Genomic DNA, 18027 nt, shown 5'->3' with positions numbered 1-18027 from the left:
GGGTTTCTTTACAATAGGCTTATTGACTAAATTAATGCAGCTACTTTATTTCTTTTAATAACTCAATCAAGAAATTCCACATTCTTGCAACAGAGGATATGCTCATGTGTTCATTTGCAGTGTGTACATCCATTAATGCTGGACCAAAGCTTATCATCTCTGTATCCTTCATCTTTTCTTTAAGAAGTCCACATTCTAGACCTGCATGAATTGCATTGATTTGAGGTTCTTTATCAAATAATTTCTTATATGTTTCTACACATAAGTCTCTTATCTTTGAATCTTCTTCATATTCCCAAGCTGGATACTCATTTTCATTTACTATAGCTCCCCCATTAACTTTCACTATACATTCAATCTTATCTACTATTGCTTCTCTTTTGCTCTTAACAGAACTTCTAACAGCTAATGTAGATTTAACTTCAGAATCAGTGGTAACTAGTACCCCATAGTTCAAACTACTTTCAACTAATCCTTCTATATCTTTGCTCATAGTTTGTACTCCATCTGGTACTGCCACCATAAAATTAACTACATTATTTGTAGCACACTTAGTCAATTGCCTTTCTGAACTTTGTACTTTTTCAGTAGATACTGACACATTAGGATCTTCTACTCTATACTCTGACTTAAAGATCTCTTCTGTATTCTTACAAATATCCATAACTTTCTTGAAATCGTTTTCTAGAACTGTAATTATTGCTTCACAATCACGAGCTATAGCATTGTGCTTTGTTCCGCCATTTACTGAAACTATATTAAATTCTACTTCTTTGCTTAGTATATATAAAAGCCTGCCCATTAATTTATTTGCATTTGCTCTTTGTTTTATGATTTCCATTCCTGAGTGTCCACCATTTAATCCGCTTACTTCTAATTTTAAAGCAGTCCCGTTAAATGGTTCCCATTCTGCCTTGATATTAGCTATAGTATTTACTCCACCTGCACAGCTGACAAGGAATATTCCTTCCTCTTCGGAGTCTATGTTTAAAAGTATTTTGCCATTTAGGACAGATGTATCTAATGCAGCAGCACCATCCATTCCAGTCTCTTCAGATATAGTCACAACTAATTCTATTGGTCCGTGAGCTACATCTTTAGAATCTATAACAGCTAATCCATATGCTACTGCTATTCCATCATCACTGCCTAGAGTTGTATCTGTTGCATATACATAATCGCCGTCTATCCTTAATTTTAAAGGATCTTTCATAAAATCATGGGTGCTATTTTTTGTCTTTTCACACACCATATCCATATGACCTTGAATTATTACAGTTGGAGCATTTTCATATCCATCAGTTCCTGGTGCTTTTATTATTACATTCAGAATATCGTCTTGTATAACCTCAAGTCCTCTTTCCTTTGCAAAGTTAACAAGATAATCACTAATCGCCTTTTCATTACCTGATCCGTGAGGAATCTTGGTCATTTCTTCAAAGAAATAAAAAACATTTTGTGGCTGTAACTTTTCTAACATCCTTATTCCCTCCAAACAAATTGATTTTAATATTAATACCTCTATAAAACTTGTTATATAGCTACGTTAATTAAAATTCAAATTGAAGTGCTTATTAAATTCATTTATTTTTGCACATTTTCCAATTAAAGTTAATTATTTTTTCGTTTTTTTTATTCATTTAATTAAATTTATACATCTTTTTTTGATTATTGTATAAATTATACATTTTTGTTATTTCACTAATTTTTTAGTCTATAATTACTAATATGATAATATTAATGCTGTTTTTCTCAAATACGATAATTCTATTCTTTACAATAAAAATAAGGCTATCCTCTCGAATAGTCTTATTTATCCTAAATACTTATTTCTTTTTATCTACAAATACAAGATAATATATCCAGTCTAACGCTATAAACAATAAAATACTTGATGAAAGTGTATATATATTAAAATAATCTTTTTTAAAAATTAATAAATGCATAATTAAATATGCTATAGCACTCCCTATAGCGAAGATAATCAATCTTTTAAAAAGTTCGTCTTTATATCTCATTGCATATATTATAAAAAACAATACAGCATTTAATAGAAATATTTTATCTGTGCTCATAGTATTCCCCCAATAATTTAAATATATATAATTATATACTATTTTTACAATATATGCTAACATATAGTTAAAGAAGTATATTAATTATTTAAATCAGTGGAGGTTACTTATGATATTTTTCTATTGGCTTTTATCTGGTATTATTACCTTTATAGTTCTCTATTTTGTAATAAAGTCAGCTGTGAAAAATGCTCTTAAAAGTAGCATGGACGACATAAGATCCTCTGTAAACAAAGCAGTTAATGACAGTCTCGGTCAACATGAATGGAAAAAACAACAAGATAACTAAAAAAGTGCTGCTATGCTCTAACGCATAACAGCATCTTTATTTTTACTAAACCCGAAAAATATCACAACTTTTCACCGTTTATGTTTTCTAAATCTAGTTTCAATAACTTTTCACTCTTCACTAATTAATTAAAATTTCTTACTATTCCTTACAATACCGATGTGTATTTATTCTGCTCTCTCTCATTTAATATGTTTTGAAGATGCAGCGCTATATATCCTATCTCCCCATCGTTAAAGTAAATTTTATATTTCTCATAAATATATACCGATAATCTTTCTGCCAAGTTATAACTATTTTCAAACTTTTCCTTGATAGTATCAATCAATAGATTCTCTACATTCTTTCCATTCATAGCTCTATCTATAGAAAATCTTAGATGAGTTAAAAATCTAAAATACTCTAAACTGTTCCTTTGTATTTTATGTCCTAAATTCTTATCTAAAAAATGAAGTATATCTGATAAAATTTCATTTGCCATGGAGGTTTCTTCTATCTTTTTTTCAGTTATAGCTGCGTGAATATGCATAGTTACGAACCCCACCTCGTCATAAGGGAACTCTATCTTCAACTTGTCATTTAAAAATTCAATAACCTTTTCTGCAATCAAAAATTCTTCTGTATACAAAAATTTTATCTCATGAATCAAAGGATTCTTTATGTTTATCTTATTTTCTATTCTAGATATAGCAAAATTTATGTGATCTAATAGAGTCACGTGGATACTCTCGTTTAATGGCTTTTGAGTATAAGACTCAATTAGAGTTATAGCCTCTTCAACGGCTCCTATAACTTCTGATTTTGTGCTTTCAACTATGGAACTGTAAGCTTTTGCATTATTTTCATCTACAAGATAGTAGACCTTTTCTACGTTAGTCAGGTCTCTTATGATATCTTGAGGTTGCTTTTTAAAGCCTATACCCTTTCCTATAAGCATACAGCGCTTATCTTCTTTATCTTTACACATGACAACATTATTATTTATAAGTCTAACTATTTTATAGGAATTTTTCATGCTAACCTATCTCCTATTTGCTCCTTTTTTATTCAACATTTACATACATAGTTTTAATACCTATATGATAATGCAATTCTACTATCTTATACCTTTCTACTCATAGGTTAGAAAATCCTTCTTAATCAATCTATATCATGAGTTTCTCTAAAGATTCTATAACTATATCAGGCAGTTCTACAGTTCCTATTTCTCTAGGATTCTTCATATATATACCATGAAAATCTGTTCCACCTGTACAAAGGAGTTTCTTTTCTTCAATTATATTCATAAGCTCCATCTCAGTATCTTTAGTTATAGATGGATGATAGACTTCTATACCATCTAAAAAATCGCTATTTATCAGTTCCTTATATAACTTTTCATTTTTCTTTCTTATTTTATTTGGATGTGCTAAAACTATTTTTCCACCTATATTTTTTATAAAACTACAACCTTCATTAAAACTCATATATGGAAACTCATCTTCCATATAGCAATGTCCTTCTTTTCCAAAGTATTCATTGAGCCTTTTCATTATCTCGTCCTCTGGGAAATACCCTTTATCACTTAACGTCTTAAGAAATTTTGCTCTATAAAGAGGTCCTCCTTTTGCTTCTCCAAAGAATTCCTCATCACTTATCCCGTCTATAAGACCTTTACTTCTCAAAACATGAATTTGAGACAATGATTTTTCATCCATATATTTTTTTAGTTTTAAAGAATAATTCACAGCTTCTGCGCTTTCTTTATTTACACCATATGCCAAAACATGAAGTTTAATTCCGTATTCCTTCACAGTAAGCTCCAATGCTGGAATATATGGTATTCCTGATTCTCTGCTAGCTTTAAGCGCATCCCCCAATCCTAAAACAGTATCATGATCAGTTATACTTAAAGCTTTAAAATTAAGCTCTTTTGCCATATCAAATATTTCTTTTGGAGTTTTACTTCCGTCTGAAAAAGTTGTATGCATATGAAAATCATACATTTTATGCCATCCCCTTAAAATAGAATTAGAGGGTACCCTAAAAGGACACCCCTTATTTCCTTTATAATTACATCTTTATTATATCTTTTAATGGGTTATCCATTTCAAAATTATCACCATCATCTACATCTTCCCACTTAGTAAAGTAAGTTAATAAGAATCCACCAGCATATGCAAGGATTGTTCCTATCAAATAGTTTATTGCAGCACTTCCATCTGGCATAAGTAGTGCTAACGGAATACCTGATAAACCTATACCTGTTGATGCAACGCCTTTAGCTGCAACATACATTCCACCTAATGCAGATCCTAGGCAAGCAGTTATAAATGGTTTTCCTAGTGGTAATGTAACACCAAACATTAATGGTTCACCAACACCTAGCATACCTATAGGAAGCGAACTTCCTATTACAGTTTTCATTCTCTTGCTCTTAGTCTTCATGAATATTGCTATACCAGCACCAACTTGTCCAGCTCCAGCCATTGCTAAAATTGGTCTTAGTAAGTCAACACCTGTAGATTGTAGTAAACTTGTTTCAACTGGCGTCAATGCTCTATGAAGTCCAGTCATAACAAGTGGTAAGAATGTGGTTGAAAATACTGCTCCTGTAAGCATTCTTCCCTTTTCTATGGATATATTAACAAGCCAAGTGATATTGTTAGTTAGCCATGCTCCTAAAGGTTGAATTATATAGAAACATCCAAGTCCTATAACTAGTATAACTATAGTTGGAGTAACCATGAGATCAAGCACTGATGGCATAACCTTTCTTAGTTTCTTTTCTAATACTGCACCTAATGCACAAGCTATTAATACAGCTATAACTCCACCTTGTGCTGGAACTAACGCTTCTCCTCCAACAACTATCTTTGCAAGTTGTGGAGCCATCATGATACCGGCTATAGTTCCTCCAAGAGATTCACTTCCTCCAAATTCCCTTGCAGTAAATACACCTACCATTATATTCATGTATAGGAATATGCCCTTTCCTAATACATAAGCCATTTGATATGCATTTCCTGTTAATATCCCTTGATTTTGTAATAACTTTGCAACACCATATATGATACCACATCCTACAAACCCTGGTATTAATGGTACAAATATATTGGATAATTTCCTTATGAATAATTTAACTGGTGTTGAGTTTTTCTTCTTAAGCTCTGCTTTTCTTTCTGCTACCTCATCAACTTGGCCAACCTTTAATAAAGTTAGTTCTCCAATGATGTTAGTAACTTTTGTAACCATGCCTGGTCCTAAAATAATTTGAAGCTGTTCATTTTGCTCAACTAAACCCATGACTCCGTTGATAGCCTTTATTGATACTTTATCAGCCTTGCTATCATCATGCAATGTCATCCTAAGTCTTGTTGCGCAGCATGCAACTGTTTTAATATTCTCCTTTCCGCCTACTAATTTTACAATTTCTTCAGCTATACTTTGAGGTACTGCCTTTGCCATAATCTTATCCCCCTTAAATATTTTTATGAAAGACGATGTTTCCTAGTCAATTAAAATACTTTATAACTTATTTAAAATTACGAAAAAAGAGCTAATAACACCTAGCAATAGATATCATTAGCTCTTGCCTGCATAACCAGTAACAACGCTTTCATATATTTCATTAATTAAATTATAGTACATAACATTTAACTTTAAAAGCAAAACCGTATTACAAATTTCTACGCTTTTATTTGAAATTTCATTTCACAAGTTCATAACTTTATATTTTTTCATCTTTAAAATTGAAAAAGCACTCATTTTATCTATTAATTGCTTTATATTTCTATATTTGTTTAAATATTATTCAAATTCGGTTCAGAAATTGTTAATAATTTTCTTATAAAAACTTTTTTTAAATTGCTATTTAATCTCATAAATTGAGTTTTCGAAATTTTCTACAAGGTTTAGCTTATCCACTGTGTATAAAATTCTAAGATTTTTAAAGTCCATACCTTTTAAAAGATCAGATATTTCAATATTTTGCTCCTTATCTTCTCCACATATTACAAACTTAGGCTTTTTATCAAATTCGAGATTTGTAAACTCTATGTTCTCAAATACTTTTTCATATCTTGTTAGCTTATCACATAGACACTTTTCCCAATTTTCTTTTCTCCTTATTACTTCATACACATAATCATTCTGTTCTGTGTAAATTATAGCACTAGCTCTTACTGTTGCAATATCATCTTCTTTTGCAGTTATTATTTGATTTATATAATAATTTTTAAAATCATGGCTGCATTTCATATAGGCAGTTATTATCTGGTTTGTAGCCAATACCTTTTTAATCTTATCCGGTTTTTCTACGGATTCTAGTGGGTTCCAATAACTCTTATTTCCACGATATCTAAGAAGGTCAGCTCCATTTTTTCCAAGAGAATAAACTTTATAACTTGAACATCCCCCATTATTTGCAAAAAAGCATCTTTCTAAAAGCTGCTTTTTAAGGCATATCTTCATAGCTCTTTTTATTCGTTCTTGAGTAGTATCAAATTTATAATAATTCATTATGTCCGTTATCTGTTTTGAAGTTACATATCTGTGTTTATTCACTATTTCAAGAATTTTATAATGTATTTCATTTATATAATTATGTTTGACATCAAATATTATTTGATATATCGATACATAATCATTTCCGAAATGCTCTATTTCCCTTTGTTCTCCTTGTACAATAACAAAAGGAGATTTTCCTTTAAATGAACCTTCCCATCTTCTGCTATTATCTTTTTTTCCTATTATATTATCTTTAGTTTTTTCTTTAAAATCCTTTTTTTCTTTTTTGTAAAACTCATAATCATCAGTTACAATCTCAACCTTTATTCTCTTCTTTACAGGATCTATCTTTTTTATATATACCGTTACCACATCTCCGTAAGATGTTCCCTTATAATAGTTAGCTATCCCGCGTACATGTTCATTAAGTTCTATTAAAACTCCATTTGAAATCTTATTTTTGATAACACCTGATACAAAAGTACCTTCCTCAATATCTTTTATATTCTTGTCCCAAATCTCCCAAAACTCTTTAGTACTTATAAAGATATTATTTTTATCCTTATCCTTTATTCTCGCCTCTATTTCTTCCCCTACATGAAATCTTTCTAATATGTTATCTAATTTTACGTCACACACATCATCTTTCGATAAAACAGCTAGATTTCCACACCCTATATCAACCATTGCTTTTTCCGAATCTATAACTTTTATAGTTCCTGAAACATAGTCTCCTAGTTTAAGTTTACCCCAGATTTCTTCTCTTACAATATTCATGGCTCTCTTTCTAGATAATACTACCCCATAACTATCTCCACTCTCAATTCTTTCAACAAGAAATTGTACAGGTTTGTTTACCATTGTCCATGCCTCACTGATTCTCATGTGGTCTGCTCCGTTTGAAAGTTCATCATATGGTATAGTTCCTATGATATTTCCCAATTTTATTTTAAGATTATTTTCCCTGTCGCACTTTATGCAAATTCCCTCTAAAATTATTTCCTTTTTTTCGGCTTCTCTTAATCCATCCATAGACGAAACAAACTTTTTGTTTCTATAACTATTTATCATTTGACCTTCAGATTTTATAATTACCATACTCTCCCCCCAGCCAAGAATTTTCTTTCTGTAGTCTCTCACAAGTATTCAATATTAATATATATGAAACGTATAAAACATTTATAAGAAATTCAATAAAAATCCTCTAAATCATCTTATACCTTACGTAAAAAAAACAGCTGACACGAAATAATTGAATCATTTCATATCAGCTGTTTTTAGTTTATGCCGCTCTATTAATATGTTTACTAATTTTAGGGGTCAATATTTTAGAGAAGAAGTGGATTACAGGTCCCATAATAATTACAATTACTATACTTCCTATCCCTATAGGTCCATGGAATGTAAGTCCTAGTATAAGTCCTATAGCTTCGGATATAGTCTTGGCAACTCCTAAGGAAAGATTAAATCGTTCTTTAAGGACAAGCATAAAGTAATCAATTGGTCCTGGAGGAAGCTCAGTTAATACCACCATTGCCACACCAAATCCTATGATAATTATTCCTCCCATAAAAACTAAAAATTCATTCACTATACCTGTTACTTTAATTCCTCTAAAAACAGCCAGCCATAAATCAATTCCTGCTCCTGTTACAAAAGATGTTAAAAGTGTCGAAAACCTTGGAATTTTCTTCAAGAGAATACCACTAGCAATTATTAAAATTACTGCAACTATTACAACCCAGGTTCCTACGGTCAATCCAAATGTATTGCTAAGTCCAACGCTCAAGGCATCCCATGATCCCGCTCCAAAATTGGAAATTATAGTCAAGGAAACTCCTAGTGCCGTAGCTGCTATTCCAAGAATAAAAAATAAAATTCTTTTAATCAAAATTCTTTTATCATTAAGTTTCTTGCTCAACCTTTTCACCCGCCTAAAAATTTACTCATGCTAATGATTATATCATACACGACGTTCTATTACGTATAGAAATCTTTATCATTTCATTAAAAATGTTTAAGTTTTATAAAGAATTAGATTTTTTTATAACCACTCTCGTATTAGTAAATATCATTTTTATATATTAATAGTCATATTAATTTTTAGTAAAATTTAGTATAATAATTGTAATAGACAGAAAGCATTTTCATCGAGGGTTTCTAAATAATCTCACCAATAAAACTAATCATATCCCAAAACCTATTTACTCTATTTTCTTTAATTACAAAATTGAATTTGGGGAGGATGTCCATATGTTTATTAAGTTAAGAAATAGTTTTTTTAAAATTATAATCATAAATATTTCTGTAGTTATCATCTATATCACTTCTCTTTTTTATTTAAAACTATCAGAAAAAAATTTAGAATTCCTAGGTATAATTAATACTTTATTTTTCTTGAATTTTCTCAGTCTTATGATATCACCAATGATTTACTTCATATCAAAGTTCTCTAGTGAAATTAAGGTGGGAATTCTCAGGGTGACCTCTATAGCTTCTTCTCTTTTAATCATTTTAGTAATATGCTTTTTTGCTTTTTTAAACGCTCCTTTCTGGTTATCTCCAGAGTACCCAGTTATAAGAGGTGGACATATATTAATTGAAAAAATAGATATCCATTGGATGCAAGAAAAATATGTGTATTTTTATAAACCAACCTATATACTTTTTAAAAAGAAACTTCCAATAAATCCAGAGCCATATTCAAATTTCGCACCTCCATCAAATGCTGAAATAATTAAAAATTTTAATGATTTAAACTGAAAGTTCCTTAAAGAAATTTAATTGTTTCACAATTAAAAATTAAGGGCTATCATGCGATAGCCCTGAGTTTATAAGCATTATAAAATTTAACTATTATATATCACAAATACTTGTATAATTTCCATTGACCACTACATAAATTGTATCAGTTGAGCAAACAGGCTTTTTAATTGCTAGCCTTACATTATGACGATAGGGAGTGGTACAAGGATTGCTTGATGGACTGGCAAATATATCACAGATTTGACCAATTTTATTCCTCGCAGCATCGTAAACGGTTACAAACAAAATAAATTCTTTATTTGGGCAAAGATTAAGAACTCTAACAGGAACATCTATAAACCTACAACTAGTTGCGGCATTAAAATCAACTGAACTTGTAGTATACGGACATTGACAATTTGAAAGTGTTAATGCTGTCCCAGGTGGAGTTGGATCGACTTCATTTAAATATACATTTTTCTCATTATACATATGGTACACTCCTTTTTAATCTTTTTGTATAAACGCATAATTTGTAAACTATAAATCATATTCTAGATTTTTTTAGATTTTTACACTTAAATAGATCTTATATTACTAATATATGATAATAAATAAATTACGACACATATTTTTAAAAAGTTTGTAGCTATTATTGATTCAAATAATATAATAATACAAAGCAGATTTATACAAAAAATAAATATAAAGGAATGATGAGAATGAATAGAGATACTGTAGCTATATTAAAAGATTCGAATTCAGATATACCATGTACTAATCTTTATGTAAAAGATACAGAATGTATTAGAAAATGGAAAAACTGCAAAGGTAAATCCGCAAGCACATGTAAAAAAGTAAAACTTGACCCAACAAGAGAGAAATTAAATACTAAATTCTGCATTAATGCTGACGAATGTTTCAAATATAATGAAAATAATTGTAACAACAACTGCAATTATAGTTATGGATATTTTAATAATATAGTGTTATTAATTTTTCTTTTTATTATTTTTCAAGAAATTTGCTGTAGGAGACCCATGTGGATATAATGGGTACTAACTATGAAAATAATTTATAGAGTAACTATAAATAAAAATACCGTATATTCTTTTGAATAATACGGTATTTTTTTATGTAGTAATTCTATACAAAAAGTTTCTTTATCACTAAAAGCCATTTTAATTTATTCAATGTAATTGATAAAACAGTCCATATATATTATCATTATATAAAATACAATGTATAATTTGGAAATAGGAGATTTTATTATGAAAACTAATAAGAAAATATACTCTAGTAAAAGAGCATCCTTTGCAGCATTGATAGTTATATTTCTACTACTGCAAGGAATTTTAGAATTTGGTTTTGGTTTAAGCCTATTTGTCTTTGGTTTAAATCCTAATTTTATAAGACTTATTCTTATAATAGTTTTAATACTATTTCCTTTATTTGATGGTACTCCAGCTCCCACTAAACAAGACAAAATAAATCGAATATTATATACTGTCTTTGCAACTATACTTATACTTGGTGGAGTATTTTTTTACATGTTGGGATTTTCGGATGATAAGTACTTTTCCTTCAAGAATCCTAGCGGTAATAAAACTTTGGTAGTATCAGAGCGTTCAGCTTGGTTTTATGGAAACAGTACATTTTATGTGAGAAAGTACGGTATATTTATTAAGGATATTAACCAATCTATCGGAACTGATGATGGATTCAAACCGTTTTCTACTAACCAATACAGTATAGAATGGACTGACGACTATAACGTAGTGATCAATTATGATTTTGGTGGTGGTGGAAGTCAATGGTTCACCACAACAGTAAAGCTAAAATAAAAAAGATATACTGCACAATATTTTATCACTTTTGCAACATATCCCTACTTTATATTTATTAATAAATTCGTTAATTTACTTTAGCTATCAGCTAGATACTCTTCCTTTAATATGCTCATTATAATTTTATTATAAAATTCACCATATCTATAAAAAGCCTGTCTCATTATCCCTTCCATCTTAAAGCCTGCTTTGGTATAAGCTTTTACCGCTGATATATTCTTTTCAAATGCTGTAAGCATTATTCTGTTAAGATTAAGTTCTTGAAATCCGCTTTTGACTATTTCCTTTGTCACGTATGTTCCAACACCTTTTCCATGATAAGTTTTATCTCCAATAAATATAAAGTACTCTCCCGAAAGATTTGTTTCACTTATCTTGGCTATACCAGCGTATCCTATTATTCTATTCTTACAAACATCTACAATAGCTTTTTTATATGATGACTTATCTAGTAATAATTTGTCAAACCACGTTGATATCTCCTCATCATTTTTCATTTTCTGAAATAAGGACAATGAGTATCTTATGACTTCTTCATCCTTAATCCATGGAAAAAAATATTCCTTATCCTCTTTACATAAATCTCTAAATTCAATCTCCATTCAAAACTTCTCCTGTCAATTTTATTCTTAAACTTCTATCTTATAAAATTTGTTGATACTCTCTTTTCTCTTTCAGGTAGAGTATATTTTGCATCTTTCATAGTTTTTATCATCCATGCCATATTATTTCCTAGTGTTCTCATAATTTGAAGCCCCTCTAAATCCTGCTTTACCTCCTCTGGAGTGTTTCCATGAACTGAGTTCCAGTATTGTGATGAAACCACTGGCATTTGATTGATAGTAAAGTATTTATTTAATCTATCAAAAGTTGCACTGGCTCCTCCCCTCCTACAGCTTACAACTGCAGCTGCTGGTTTATTCGTCATGTATCTTGAACCTGAGTAAAACAGTCTATATAGCATAGCACAAAGTGAGCCATTAGGACCTGCGTAATAAACAGGAGAGCCAACTACCACACCATCTGCTTCTTGTATTTTCTCAAATAGTTCATTATAAACTTCATCTCGAAATGCACATTTCCCAGTTTCCCTACATCTACCACAGGCTATGCAGCCTTGTATTGCTTTTGTTCCTATATGAATTATCTCTGATTCAATTCCATTTTTATTTAAACTTCCTGCCACCTCATTCAAAGCAGTAAAAGTGCATCCATTTTTATGTGGACTTCCATTTATAAGTAAAACTTTCATATCTCAATATCTCCTTTATCATATTTTATATCTAATTTGACATACACAAGCTAATGTCCTTCTTTCAAAATATTAAAGGGTATAGAATATTCTCTTGAACTTCTATACCCTTTAACATTTTGTAGACTAGGAGTCAGGAACTTAGACATGATCCATTTTTTATATCAAGCTCCCATAATCTATCTATTAAAAATTTTACATAAATACATCTATAAACATCTTACCTAATATAAGGACAACTACTACTACCATCATAGGCTTAATAAACTTAGCTCCTTTTTTTATAGCAAAACCTGCTCCTAGATAATTTCCTAATATACCGCATACTGCCGCTGGTACTGCTATACTATATACTACCGTTCCAGCCATCATGTAGGTAATTACCGCTGCATAGTTAGAGGCTAAATTTAATATCTTGGCATTTCCTGATGCAGTTCTTAAATCATATTTCATTATCATAGTATAAGCTATTATTGCAAAGGTACCTGTTCCCGGTCCAAATATTCCATCATAGAGTCCTATTAAAACACCTATAAGAATTGCAAAAGTTATCATCTTATTCTTGCTTAGACCAGCAGATTGATTTTCTTCACCATAATCCTTCTTTATAAATATTAATACCGCTACTATTGGTAAAACTATAATTAGCATCTTTTTTAAGAATTCACCTGGTAAATATAACACTATTCTTGAGGCTATTGCTGAACCTATAAATGCACTTATAGCTGATATTATGGCTACTTTAAGATCTAATGCTTTATTAACTAAAAATCTTGCAGCTGAAAATGTTGTTCCTGCTGCTGCTGAAAATTTATTACATCCATAAGCTTGATGAGCAGGTAGCCCTGTAAGCATGTACACAGGTAAGGTGATGATTCCTCCTCCCCCTGCTACAGCATCTATAAACCCCGCCAAAAATACCATTGGACATATGAAAAGTAAAGATATTGGAAATTCCATAATAATATCCTCCCTCATTGTTATTCCTTTACTTTTATGGTAGCATTGATTTTAGATATAATCCAATACATATAACTATATAAATATTATAAATTTTATTTATAGGATAGGAGACTTTTATGTATTCCCAGAATGTAAATTATGTACTTACAATTGCTGAAGAGCGAAGCTTTTCTAAAGCTGCTAAAAAACTATATATATCACAACCTGCTCTAAGTACAGCAATATTAAAAATAGAAAAAGAGATAGGTAGCAAACTTTTTGATAGAAGCACATCTCCTATCCAATTATCCGAAGCTGGCAAGGCTTACATAAATACTGCAAGGAAAATGGTAACTTTAGAAAAAGACTTGAATAACTACTTGATGGATTTAGCTGAGCTTAAAACAGGAAAATTATCTGTTGGAGGAACTCACTTTTTCGTATCATGCTTTCTCCCATCAATTCTATCCATTTATTCTGAAAAGCATCCAGGAATTGAGATTGAGATTTTTGAAAGAAATTCTCTTGAACTTGAACAGCTTTTACTTGATGGAACTATGGATCTTATAGTTGACTGCTATCCTTTTAACATGGATTTGTTCTCTATAGTCAATATTTTTCATGAAACTGTCCTTCTTGCAGTGCCAAAAAACTTTTCTATAAACAACCAATTAAGAGATTTTCAGCTTTCCTATGATGACATAGAAAATAATCGTCATCTTTCAAAGGATTGTCCAGTTCTAGATTTAAATGTATTCAAAGATGAGCCATTTTTATTTTTAAAGCAGGGAAATCATATGCATGATCTTGCAGTTAAACTATGTAAAAATAGTGATTTTGAACCTAAAATAAAAATGATCTTTGATCAACTTATGACTACTTACTCCATGACTGTTGCAAATCTTGGAGTATCATTTACCACAGATATCATTGTGAAATACTGTAATTTAGCTTCTCACCCTGTATTTTATAAACTTGATACACCTATGGCCTATCGCAAATCTAGTATAACTTATAAAAAAAATAAATATTTATCGAAGGCTGCTCAGGAATTTATAAAGGTAGTTCAAGAATCCATATAATAAATAGATATTAATTCAGAAAGAAGGGTTTAATATGGTTGATAAATATAAAGTGATTACTCTTTGTGGGAGTACGAGATTTAAAGACGAATTTATGAAAATCCAAAAGGATCTAACACTTCAAGGAAACATAGTCATATCTGTAGGTCTATTTGGACATGCCGATGGAGAATTCGGAACCGTCATCACAGATGAAGTAAAGATAATGCTTGATGATATGCATAAAAGAAAAATAGATATGGCTGATGAAATTTTTGTAATTAATAAGGATAACTATATAGGCTCAAGTACAAAGAGCGAAATAGAATATGCAATTAAAACAGGTAAAAAAGTAAACTACTTAGAATCAATTAGATAAAATAAAGAGCCTAGCTATTATATGTAAAAGCTAGGCTTTGGTATTTAACTTTAGTTTTCTTATTAAATTTTTTTTACAAATCCTTATTTTTTTCTATGTTTTTGTATGCTTCCGTAACGCCATCTTTAACGGCGACTTTTATAATATAGTAAAATATCACCAAGTAAATAGCAGACCCTATCAATCCAAAGAAAATTTTCATAACATTCCTCCTTATATAAGTCTCTGTCACTTTAATATAAGTAATTAATCGTCCTCAACTTTAAATGCTTAATTTTTCATTTAAGTTACTTAATTGTAATTTTATCACATTAATGTCTTCACATCAATTTATATGATTGATATTCGTTTCATAATCCTTCCACCTCTTTTTAGATGCAACATACAAGGTCCTCCCCCCTAGTCAATGAACTCTTAGCTTCTAAGTTTAACTACATCCATATCCCGTGTAAAGTTTATAAAATTATAGATTACAAAAATATCATTAAATTCTTTATCTCTGATATACTGGCTAACTGGTGCATTAAAACTTCTAGGATCTATAACATGAATCTCTTTATAATGCTGTGTCAAAAAAGGTATAAGAGAATTAGCATAGGAATCCTTAAATATTAAAAGCTTTTTATCATTGTCTATTTCAGTATTTTCTATTATAGTAAGAGGGTTATTTCCATATAAAAATACAGAATATTTATCTTTTGTCATTAGTTTCGATATATCATATAGACTATCATAGCTTTTATCCCCTATAGTCATTTTTATATTAGAAAATTCATAATACGACAGCTTATCTGCATCAATATCGAAAGGCTTAGCCTTTGAATAATAGGTGCCATAAAATCCTGGTGTCTCTATTGTTTTATAGTCATTAAGCTTTATAGGTAACTGTCCTAAAGTTTTTATAAGCTCACTATAGGCAACATATGCCCCCTTAGTCGTCCAATGATGATCTGTTTTATAATATATATACTCATCCTTCTCTTCCATAAACTTAGCTAATAAATTCACCTCATTTTCACCAAAAATACTTTCATAAATCATTGATATAGTCTTTGCTTGATTTATAACAGGCGCTCCATAAGGTAAATTTTCCTCATAGATTCCATAAGAATTAGGTGCAATTAACAATGAAACTTTAGTTTTAGAATTTTTAATTAGAGCATTTACAGCATTTATATTTGTATTAAGTCTCTCTTTATCTATATACGTAAATTTTTCGAATAAGTAACCATTATCTCCGTAAATAATGTTGTTATTTTCAACCTTTCCTAAAACATACTCACTTCTAGATTTTAAATTGATCCATAAATCTCTTCCTATAAACTGATCGTTTATGTATTTCTCATAACCTCTTCCAAAAGAACCATCTAAATAAGACTTTATAGTAAATTTCATCTTGCTTTTTAAATTCCTATTTTCAAACTCCGAAAACTTTTTGTCTGGTGATATAAAATCTAGCAGTGAAATAATTAAAATCACAGATATAAACATATACATAAGCGGATTCTTTTTCATATTATCCTCCTAAAATCTAAAGTATAAGAACGGATTATAAGTAGCATCCACCAAATAAGCTACAGCTATAATAAAAATAAACATTAACACTGCTGCATTAATTGCTGGTGATTTCACATATTTCTTGTATAATTTCGGTATGACAGGTGTTGATAATACTATAGCTATAATAAAAATCACAGCATAGTTTCGAAGATAATATAGATATTCACTTTCATATCTAAATTTGAATAATCCTTCAAAATACTTACTCATTAAGCTGAAATCTGTAATAGCAAAAAGTCCCCATCCAACCATGAGGAAAAACAAAGTGTAGATGTGCGAAAATTTTTTGTGTTTATCTAAAATTTTACTTAACCATGCTTTCTCTACTGAGATTAGTATAAAGAAAAGAAGTCCCCAGAGTATAAAATTGTAGCTTGCTCCATGCCACAAGCCAGTTAAAACCAAACCAAAAACAAATTAATTATTGTTCTCAAAAAACCTTTTCTATTCCCTCCTAATGGTATATATAAATATTCCCTGAACCAAGAACCTAAAGTCATATGCCACCTTCGCCAAAATTCTGATATGCTCCTTGATATATATGGATAGTTGAAGTTTTGGGAAAATGAAAATCCAAGCATTTCTCCAAGTCCTATTGCCATAAGAGAATATCCACTAAAGTCAAAATATATCTGAAGTCCAAAGGCTGCAAGTCCCATCCATGCAAGAGGTGTTGATATTTTTTCAAATCTCATGGTTTCAATATCATTCCACAACATTCCTATATTATTTGCGATCAAAACCTTTTGTCCTAGCCCTAATATAAATTTTTCAATCCCTTTTTCTATAGAATCTTTTGAAACATATCTTTTTTTAAGTTCCAATGCTATATCTGAATATCTAACTATAGGTCCTGCAATAAGCTGTGGGAATAGAGTTACAAAGGTTGAAAATGTTATTATATTTTTCTCTGGTTCTACATTACCTCTAAATACGTCTATAGAATAAGACATGGTCTGAAATGTGTAAAAACTTATTCCTAACGGCAGAGTTATTTCAACCTGATCAAGTCCTAACCCCCACAATGTATTTACATTGTCGATGAAGAAATTGAAATACTTAAAGAAAAATAGCATTCCTAAGTTGAAGCACACTGACAATCCAAGAATCATCGCACTTACTTTTTTGTTATTTCTATATCTGCCAATGAATCTTCCTGCTGTGTAATCAACCACAATTGAAGCTATCATTATAAGAAAGTATTTCCCTTCACCCCAAGAATAAAATATCAAACTGAGCAGTGTCAGTACAAGATTCTTATATCTCAAAGGTGTAATAAAATATATACCAAATGCAATTGGCAAAAATCTAAATATGAATACAATACTACTAAATACCATGCTTTAAATTCCTTTCTTACAATGTAAGTATATAGTATCTTATTCTTAG

Annotated in this window: 19 protein-coding genes and 1 pseudogene; 6 read left to right on the top strand and 14 right to left on the bottom strand. The window is 30.2% G+C overall.

Annotation, left to right across the window (positions count from 1 at the left end; genetic code table 11):
* Positions 1-40: 40 nt before the first annotated feature.
* Together KQH81_RS01650 and KQH81_RS01645 are read right to left on the bottom strand one after the other, a co-directional pair.
* Entirely contained in the window at positions 41-1480 is a 1440-nt protein-coding gene (locus KQH81_RS01650) for an aminoacyl-histidine dipeptidase (protein ID WP_081670271.1), read from the bottom strand.
* Between the two features lie 346 nt (positions 1481-1826).
* A complete protein-coding gene (locus tag KQH81_RS01645; protein ID WP_027638829.1) occupies positions 1827-2075 on the bottom strand; it encodes a hypothetical protein in 249 nt (82 codons plus the stop codon).
* 109 nt (positions 2076-2184) lie between these two features.
* On the opposite strand from KQH81_RS01645, the gene KQH81_RS01640 reads away from it, so the two are divergent.
* Entirely contained in the window at positions 2185-2364 is a 180-nt protein-coding gene (locus tag KQH81_RS01640; RefSeq protein ID WP_027638830.1) for a DUF6019 family protein, read from the top strand.
* 148 nt (positions 2365-2512) lie between these two features.
* Here the strand turns inward: KQH81_RS01640 and KQH81_RS01635 are convergent, their stop codons facing one another.
* The 5 genes from KQH81_RS01635 to KQH81_RS01615 all read right to left on the bottom strand — a co-directional run bounded on the left by KQH81_RS01635 (position 2513) and on the right by KQH81_RS01615 (position 8782).
* Positions 2513-3379, bottom strand: a complete 867-nt coding sequence (locus tag KQH81_RS01635; RefSeq protein WP_051196246.1) for a PRD domain-containing protein — start codon at positions 3377-3379, stop codon at positions 2513-2515.
* A 130-nt stretch (positions 3380-3509) separates the two neighbouring features.
* A complete protein-coding gene (locus KQH81_RS01630) occupies positions 3510-4349 on the bottom strand; it encodes a PHP domain-containing protein (RefSeq protein WP_230028762.1) in 840 nt (279 codons plus the stop codon).
* A gap of 67 nt (positions 4350-4416) precedes the next feature.
* Complete coding sequence (locus tag KQH81_RS01625; protein ID WP_027638832.1) at positions 4417-5811, bottom strand: PTS transporter subunit EIIC; 1395 nt, start codon at positions 5809-5811, stop codon at positions 4417-4419.
* Between the two features lie 402 nt (positions 5812-6213).
* A complete protein-coding gene (locus tag KQH81_RS01620) occupies positions 6214-7950 on the bottom strand; it encodes a replication-relaxation family protein (RefSeq protein WP_099335929.1) in 1737 nt (578 codons plus the stop codon).
* A 184-nt stretch (positions 7951-8134) separates the two neighbouring features.
* Positions 8135-8782, bottom strand: a complete 648-nt coding sequence (locus KQH81_RS01615) for a YczE/YyaS/YitT family protein (RefSeq protein ID WP_268254222.1) — start codon at positions 8780-8782, stop codon at positions 8135-8137.
* A gap of 497 nt (positions 8783-9279) precedes the next feature.
* Between KQH81_RS01615 and KQH81_RS01610 the strand changes: the two genes are divergently transcribed.
* Entirely contained in the window at positions 9280-9615 is a 336-nt protein-coding gene (locus KQH81_RS01610) for a hypothetical protein (protein ID WP_230028758.1), read from the top strand.
* 93 nt (positions 9616-9708) lie between these two features.
* Here the strand turns inward: KQH81_RS01610 and KQH81_RS01605 are convergent, their stop codons facing one another.
* The gene (locus tag KQH81_RS01605; RefSeq protein ID WP_027638836.1) at positions 9709-10089 is read right to left on the bottom strand and encodes a hypothetical protein; all 381 of its coding nucleotides are present in this window, start codon (positions 10087-10089) and stop codon (positions 9709-9711) included.
* 221 nt (positions 10090-10310) lie between these two features.
* Here KQH81_RS01605 and KQH81_RS01600 point away from each other — a divergent pair, with 221 nt between their 5' ends.
* Positions 10311-10649, top strand: a complete 339-nt coding sequence (locus KQH81_RS01600; protein WP_230028756.1) for a hypothetical protein — start codon at positions 10311-10313, stop codon at positions 10647-10649.
* A gap of 219 nt (positions 10650-10868) precedes the next feature.
* Entirely contained in the window at positions 10869-11441 is a 573-nt protein-coding gene (locus KQH81_RS01595; protein WP_099335932.1) for a hypothetical protein, read from the top strand.
* 80 nt (positions 11442-11521) lie between these two features.
* Here the strand turns inward: KQH81_RS01595 and KQH81_RS01590 are convergent, their stop codons facing one another.
* The 3 genes from KQH81_RS01590 to KQH81_RS01580 all read right to left on the bottom strand — a co-directional run bounded on the left by KQH81_RS01590 (position 11522) and on the right by KQH81_RS01580 (position 13656).
* On the bottom strand, positions 11522-12046 hold the full coding sequence (locus tag KQH81_RS01590; RefSeq protein ID WP_027638838.1) for a GNAT family N-acetyltransferase: 525 nt from the start codon (positions 12044-12046) through the stop codon (positions 11522-11524).
* A 35-nt stretch (positions 12047-12081) separates the two neighbouring features.
* Positions 12082-12696, bottom strand: coding sequence for a flavodoxin family protein (locus KQH81_RS01585; protein ID WP_230028754.1), 615 nt, complete (start codon positions 12694-12696; stop codon positions 12082-12084).
* A 195-nt stretch (positions 12697-12891) separates the two neighbouring features.
* Positions 12892-13656, bottom strand: coding sequence for a sulfite exporter TauE/SafE family protein (locus KQH81_RS01580; protein WP_027638840.1), 765 nt, complete (start codon positions 13654-13656; stop codon positions 12892-12894).
* Positions 13657-13775: 119 nt separating this feature from the next.
* Between KQH81_RS01580 and KQH81_RS01575 the strand changes: the two genes are divergently transcribed.
* Together KQH81_RS01575 and KQH81_RS01570 are read left to right on the top strand one after the other, a co-directional pair.
* Complete coding sequence (locus KQH81_RS01575; protein WP_027638841.1) at positions 13776-14720, top strand: LysR family transcriptional regulator; 945 nt, start codon at positions 13776-13778, stop codon at positions 14718-14720.
* 94 nt (positions 14721-14814) lie between these two features.
* The gene (locus KQH81_RS01570) at positions 14815-15078 is read left to right on the top strand and encodes a hypothetical protein (RefSeq protein ID WP_230028752.1); all 264 of its coding nucleotides are present in this window, start codon (positions 14815-14817) and stop codon (positions 15076-15078) included.
* Positions 15079-15151: 73 nt separating this feature from the next.
* On the opposite strand, the gene KQH81_RS01565 is transcribed toward KQH81_RS01570, so the two are convergent.
* The 3 genes and pseudogenes from KQH81_RS01565 to KQH81_RS01555 all read right to left on the bottom strand — a co-directional run bounded on the left by KQH81_RS01565 (position 15152) and on the right by KQH81_RS01555 (position 17978).
* Positions 15152-15280 (bottom strand): DUF6019 family protein, encoded by a 129-nt coding sequence (locus KQH81_RS01565; RefSeq protein ID WP_230028750.1) that lies wholly within the window; start codon positions 15278-15280, stop codon positions 15152-15154.
* A gap of 212 nt (positions 15281-15492) precedes the next feature.
* Positions 15493-16593, bottom strand: coding sequence for a DHHW family protein (locus tag KQH81_RS01560; RefSeq protein WP_027638843.1), 1101 nt, complete (start codon positions 16591-16593; stop codon positions 15493-15495).
* Positions 16594-16602: 9 nt separating this feature from the next.
* A pseudogene (locus KQH81_RS01555) lies at positions 16603-17978 on the bottom strand (MBOAT family O-acyltransferase).
* Positions 17979-18027: the final 49 nt, after the last annotated feature.

Source organism: Clostridium cadaveris (assembly GCF_020911725.1).
In the GTDB taxonomy this organism is placed as follows: Bacteria; Bacillota; Clostridia; order Clostridiales; family Clostridiaceae; genus Clostridium_X; species Clostridium_X cadaveris.
Note: the sequence above shows the minus strand (reverse complement) of the source record. Positions and strands in the feature narration are given on the sequence as shown.

Bases quoted from the DNA above. Each gene is read 5' to 3' on its own strand.
- KQH81_RS01645 (WP_027638829.1), bottom strand. From the start codon at position 2,075: ATGAGCACAGATAAAATATTTCTATTAAATGCTGTATTGTTTTTTATA.
- KQH81_RS01590 (WP_027638838.1), bottom strand. From the start codon at position 12,046: ATGGAGATTGAATTTAGAGATTTATGTAAAGAGGATAAGGAATATTTT.
- KQH81_RS01620 (WP_099335929.1), bottom strand. From the start codon at position 7,950: ATGGTAATTATAAAATCTGAAGGTCAAATGATAAATAGTTATAGAAAC.
- KQH81_RS01635 (WP_051196246.1), bottom strand. From the start codon at position 3,379: ATGAAAAATTCCTATAAAATAGTTAGACTTATAAATAATAATGTTGTC.
- KQH81_RS01560 (WP_027638843.1), bottom strand. From the start codon at position 16,593: ATGAAAAAGAATCCGCTTATGTATATGTTTATATCTGTGATTTTAATT.
- KQH81_RS01600 (WP_230028756.1), top strand. From the start codon at position 10,311: ATGATGAGAATGAATAGAGATACTGTAGCTATATTAAAAGATTCGAAT.
- KQH81_RS01640 (WP_027638830.1), top strand. From the start codon at position 2,185: ATGATATTTTTCTATTGGCTTTTATCTGGTATTATTACCTTTATAGTT.
- KQH81_RS01605 (WP_027638836.1), bottom strand. From the start codon at position 10,089: ATGTATAATGAGAAAAATGTATATTTAAATGAAGTCGATCCAACTCCA.
- KQH81_RS01625 (WP_027638832.1), bottom strand. From the start codon at position 5,811: ATGGCAAAGGCAGTACCTCAAAGTATAGCTGAAGAAATTGTAAAATTA.
- KQH81_RS01630 (WP_230028762.1), bottom strand. From the start codon at position 4,349: ATGTATGATTTTCATATGCATACAACTTTTTCAGACGGAAGTAAAACT.
- KQH81_RS01585 (WP_230028754.1), bottom strand. From the start codon at position 12,696: ATGAAAGTTTTACTTATAAATGGAAGTCCACATAAAAATGGATGCACT.
- KQH81_RS01610 (WP_230028758.1), top strand. From the start codon at position 9,280: ATGATTTACTTCATATCAAAGTTCTCTAGTGAAATTAAGGTGGGAATT.
- KQH81_RS01570 (WP_230028752.1), top strand. From the start codon at position 14,815: ATGAAAATCCAAAAGGATCTAACACTTCAAGGAAACATAGTCATATCT.
- KQH81_RS01565 (WP_230028750.1), bottom strand. From the start codon at position 15,280: ATGAAAATTTTCTTTGGATTGATAGGGTCTGCTATTTACTTGGTGATA.
- KQH81_RS01650 (WP_081670271.1), bottom strand. From the start codon at position 1,480: ATGTTAGAAAAGTTACAGCCACAAAATGTTTTTTATTTCTTTGAAGAA.
- KQH81_RS01575 (WP_027638841.1), top strand. From the start codon at position 13,776: ATGTATTCCCAGAATGTAAATTATGTACTTACAATTGCTGAAGAGCGA.
- KQH81_RS01580 (WP_027638840.1), bottom strand. From the start codon at position 13,656: ATGGAATTTCCAATATCTTTACTTTTCATATGTCCAATGGTATTTTTG.
- KQH81_RS01595 (WP_099335932.1), top strand. From the start codon at position 10,869: ATGAAAACTAATAAGAAAATATACTCTAGTAAAAGAGCATCCTTTGCA.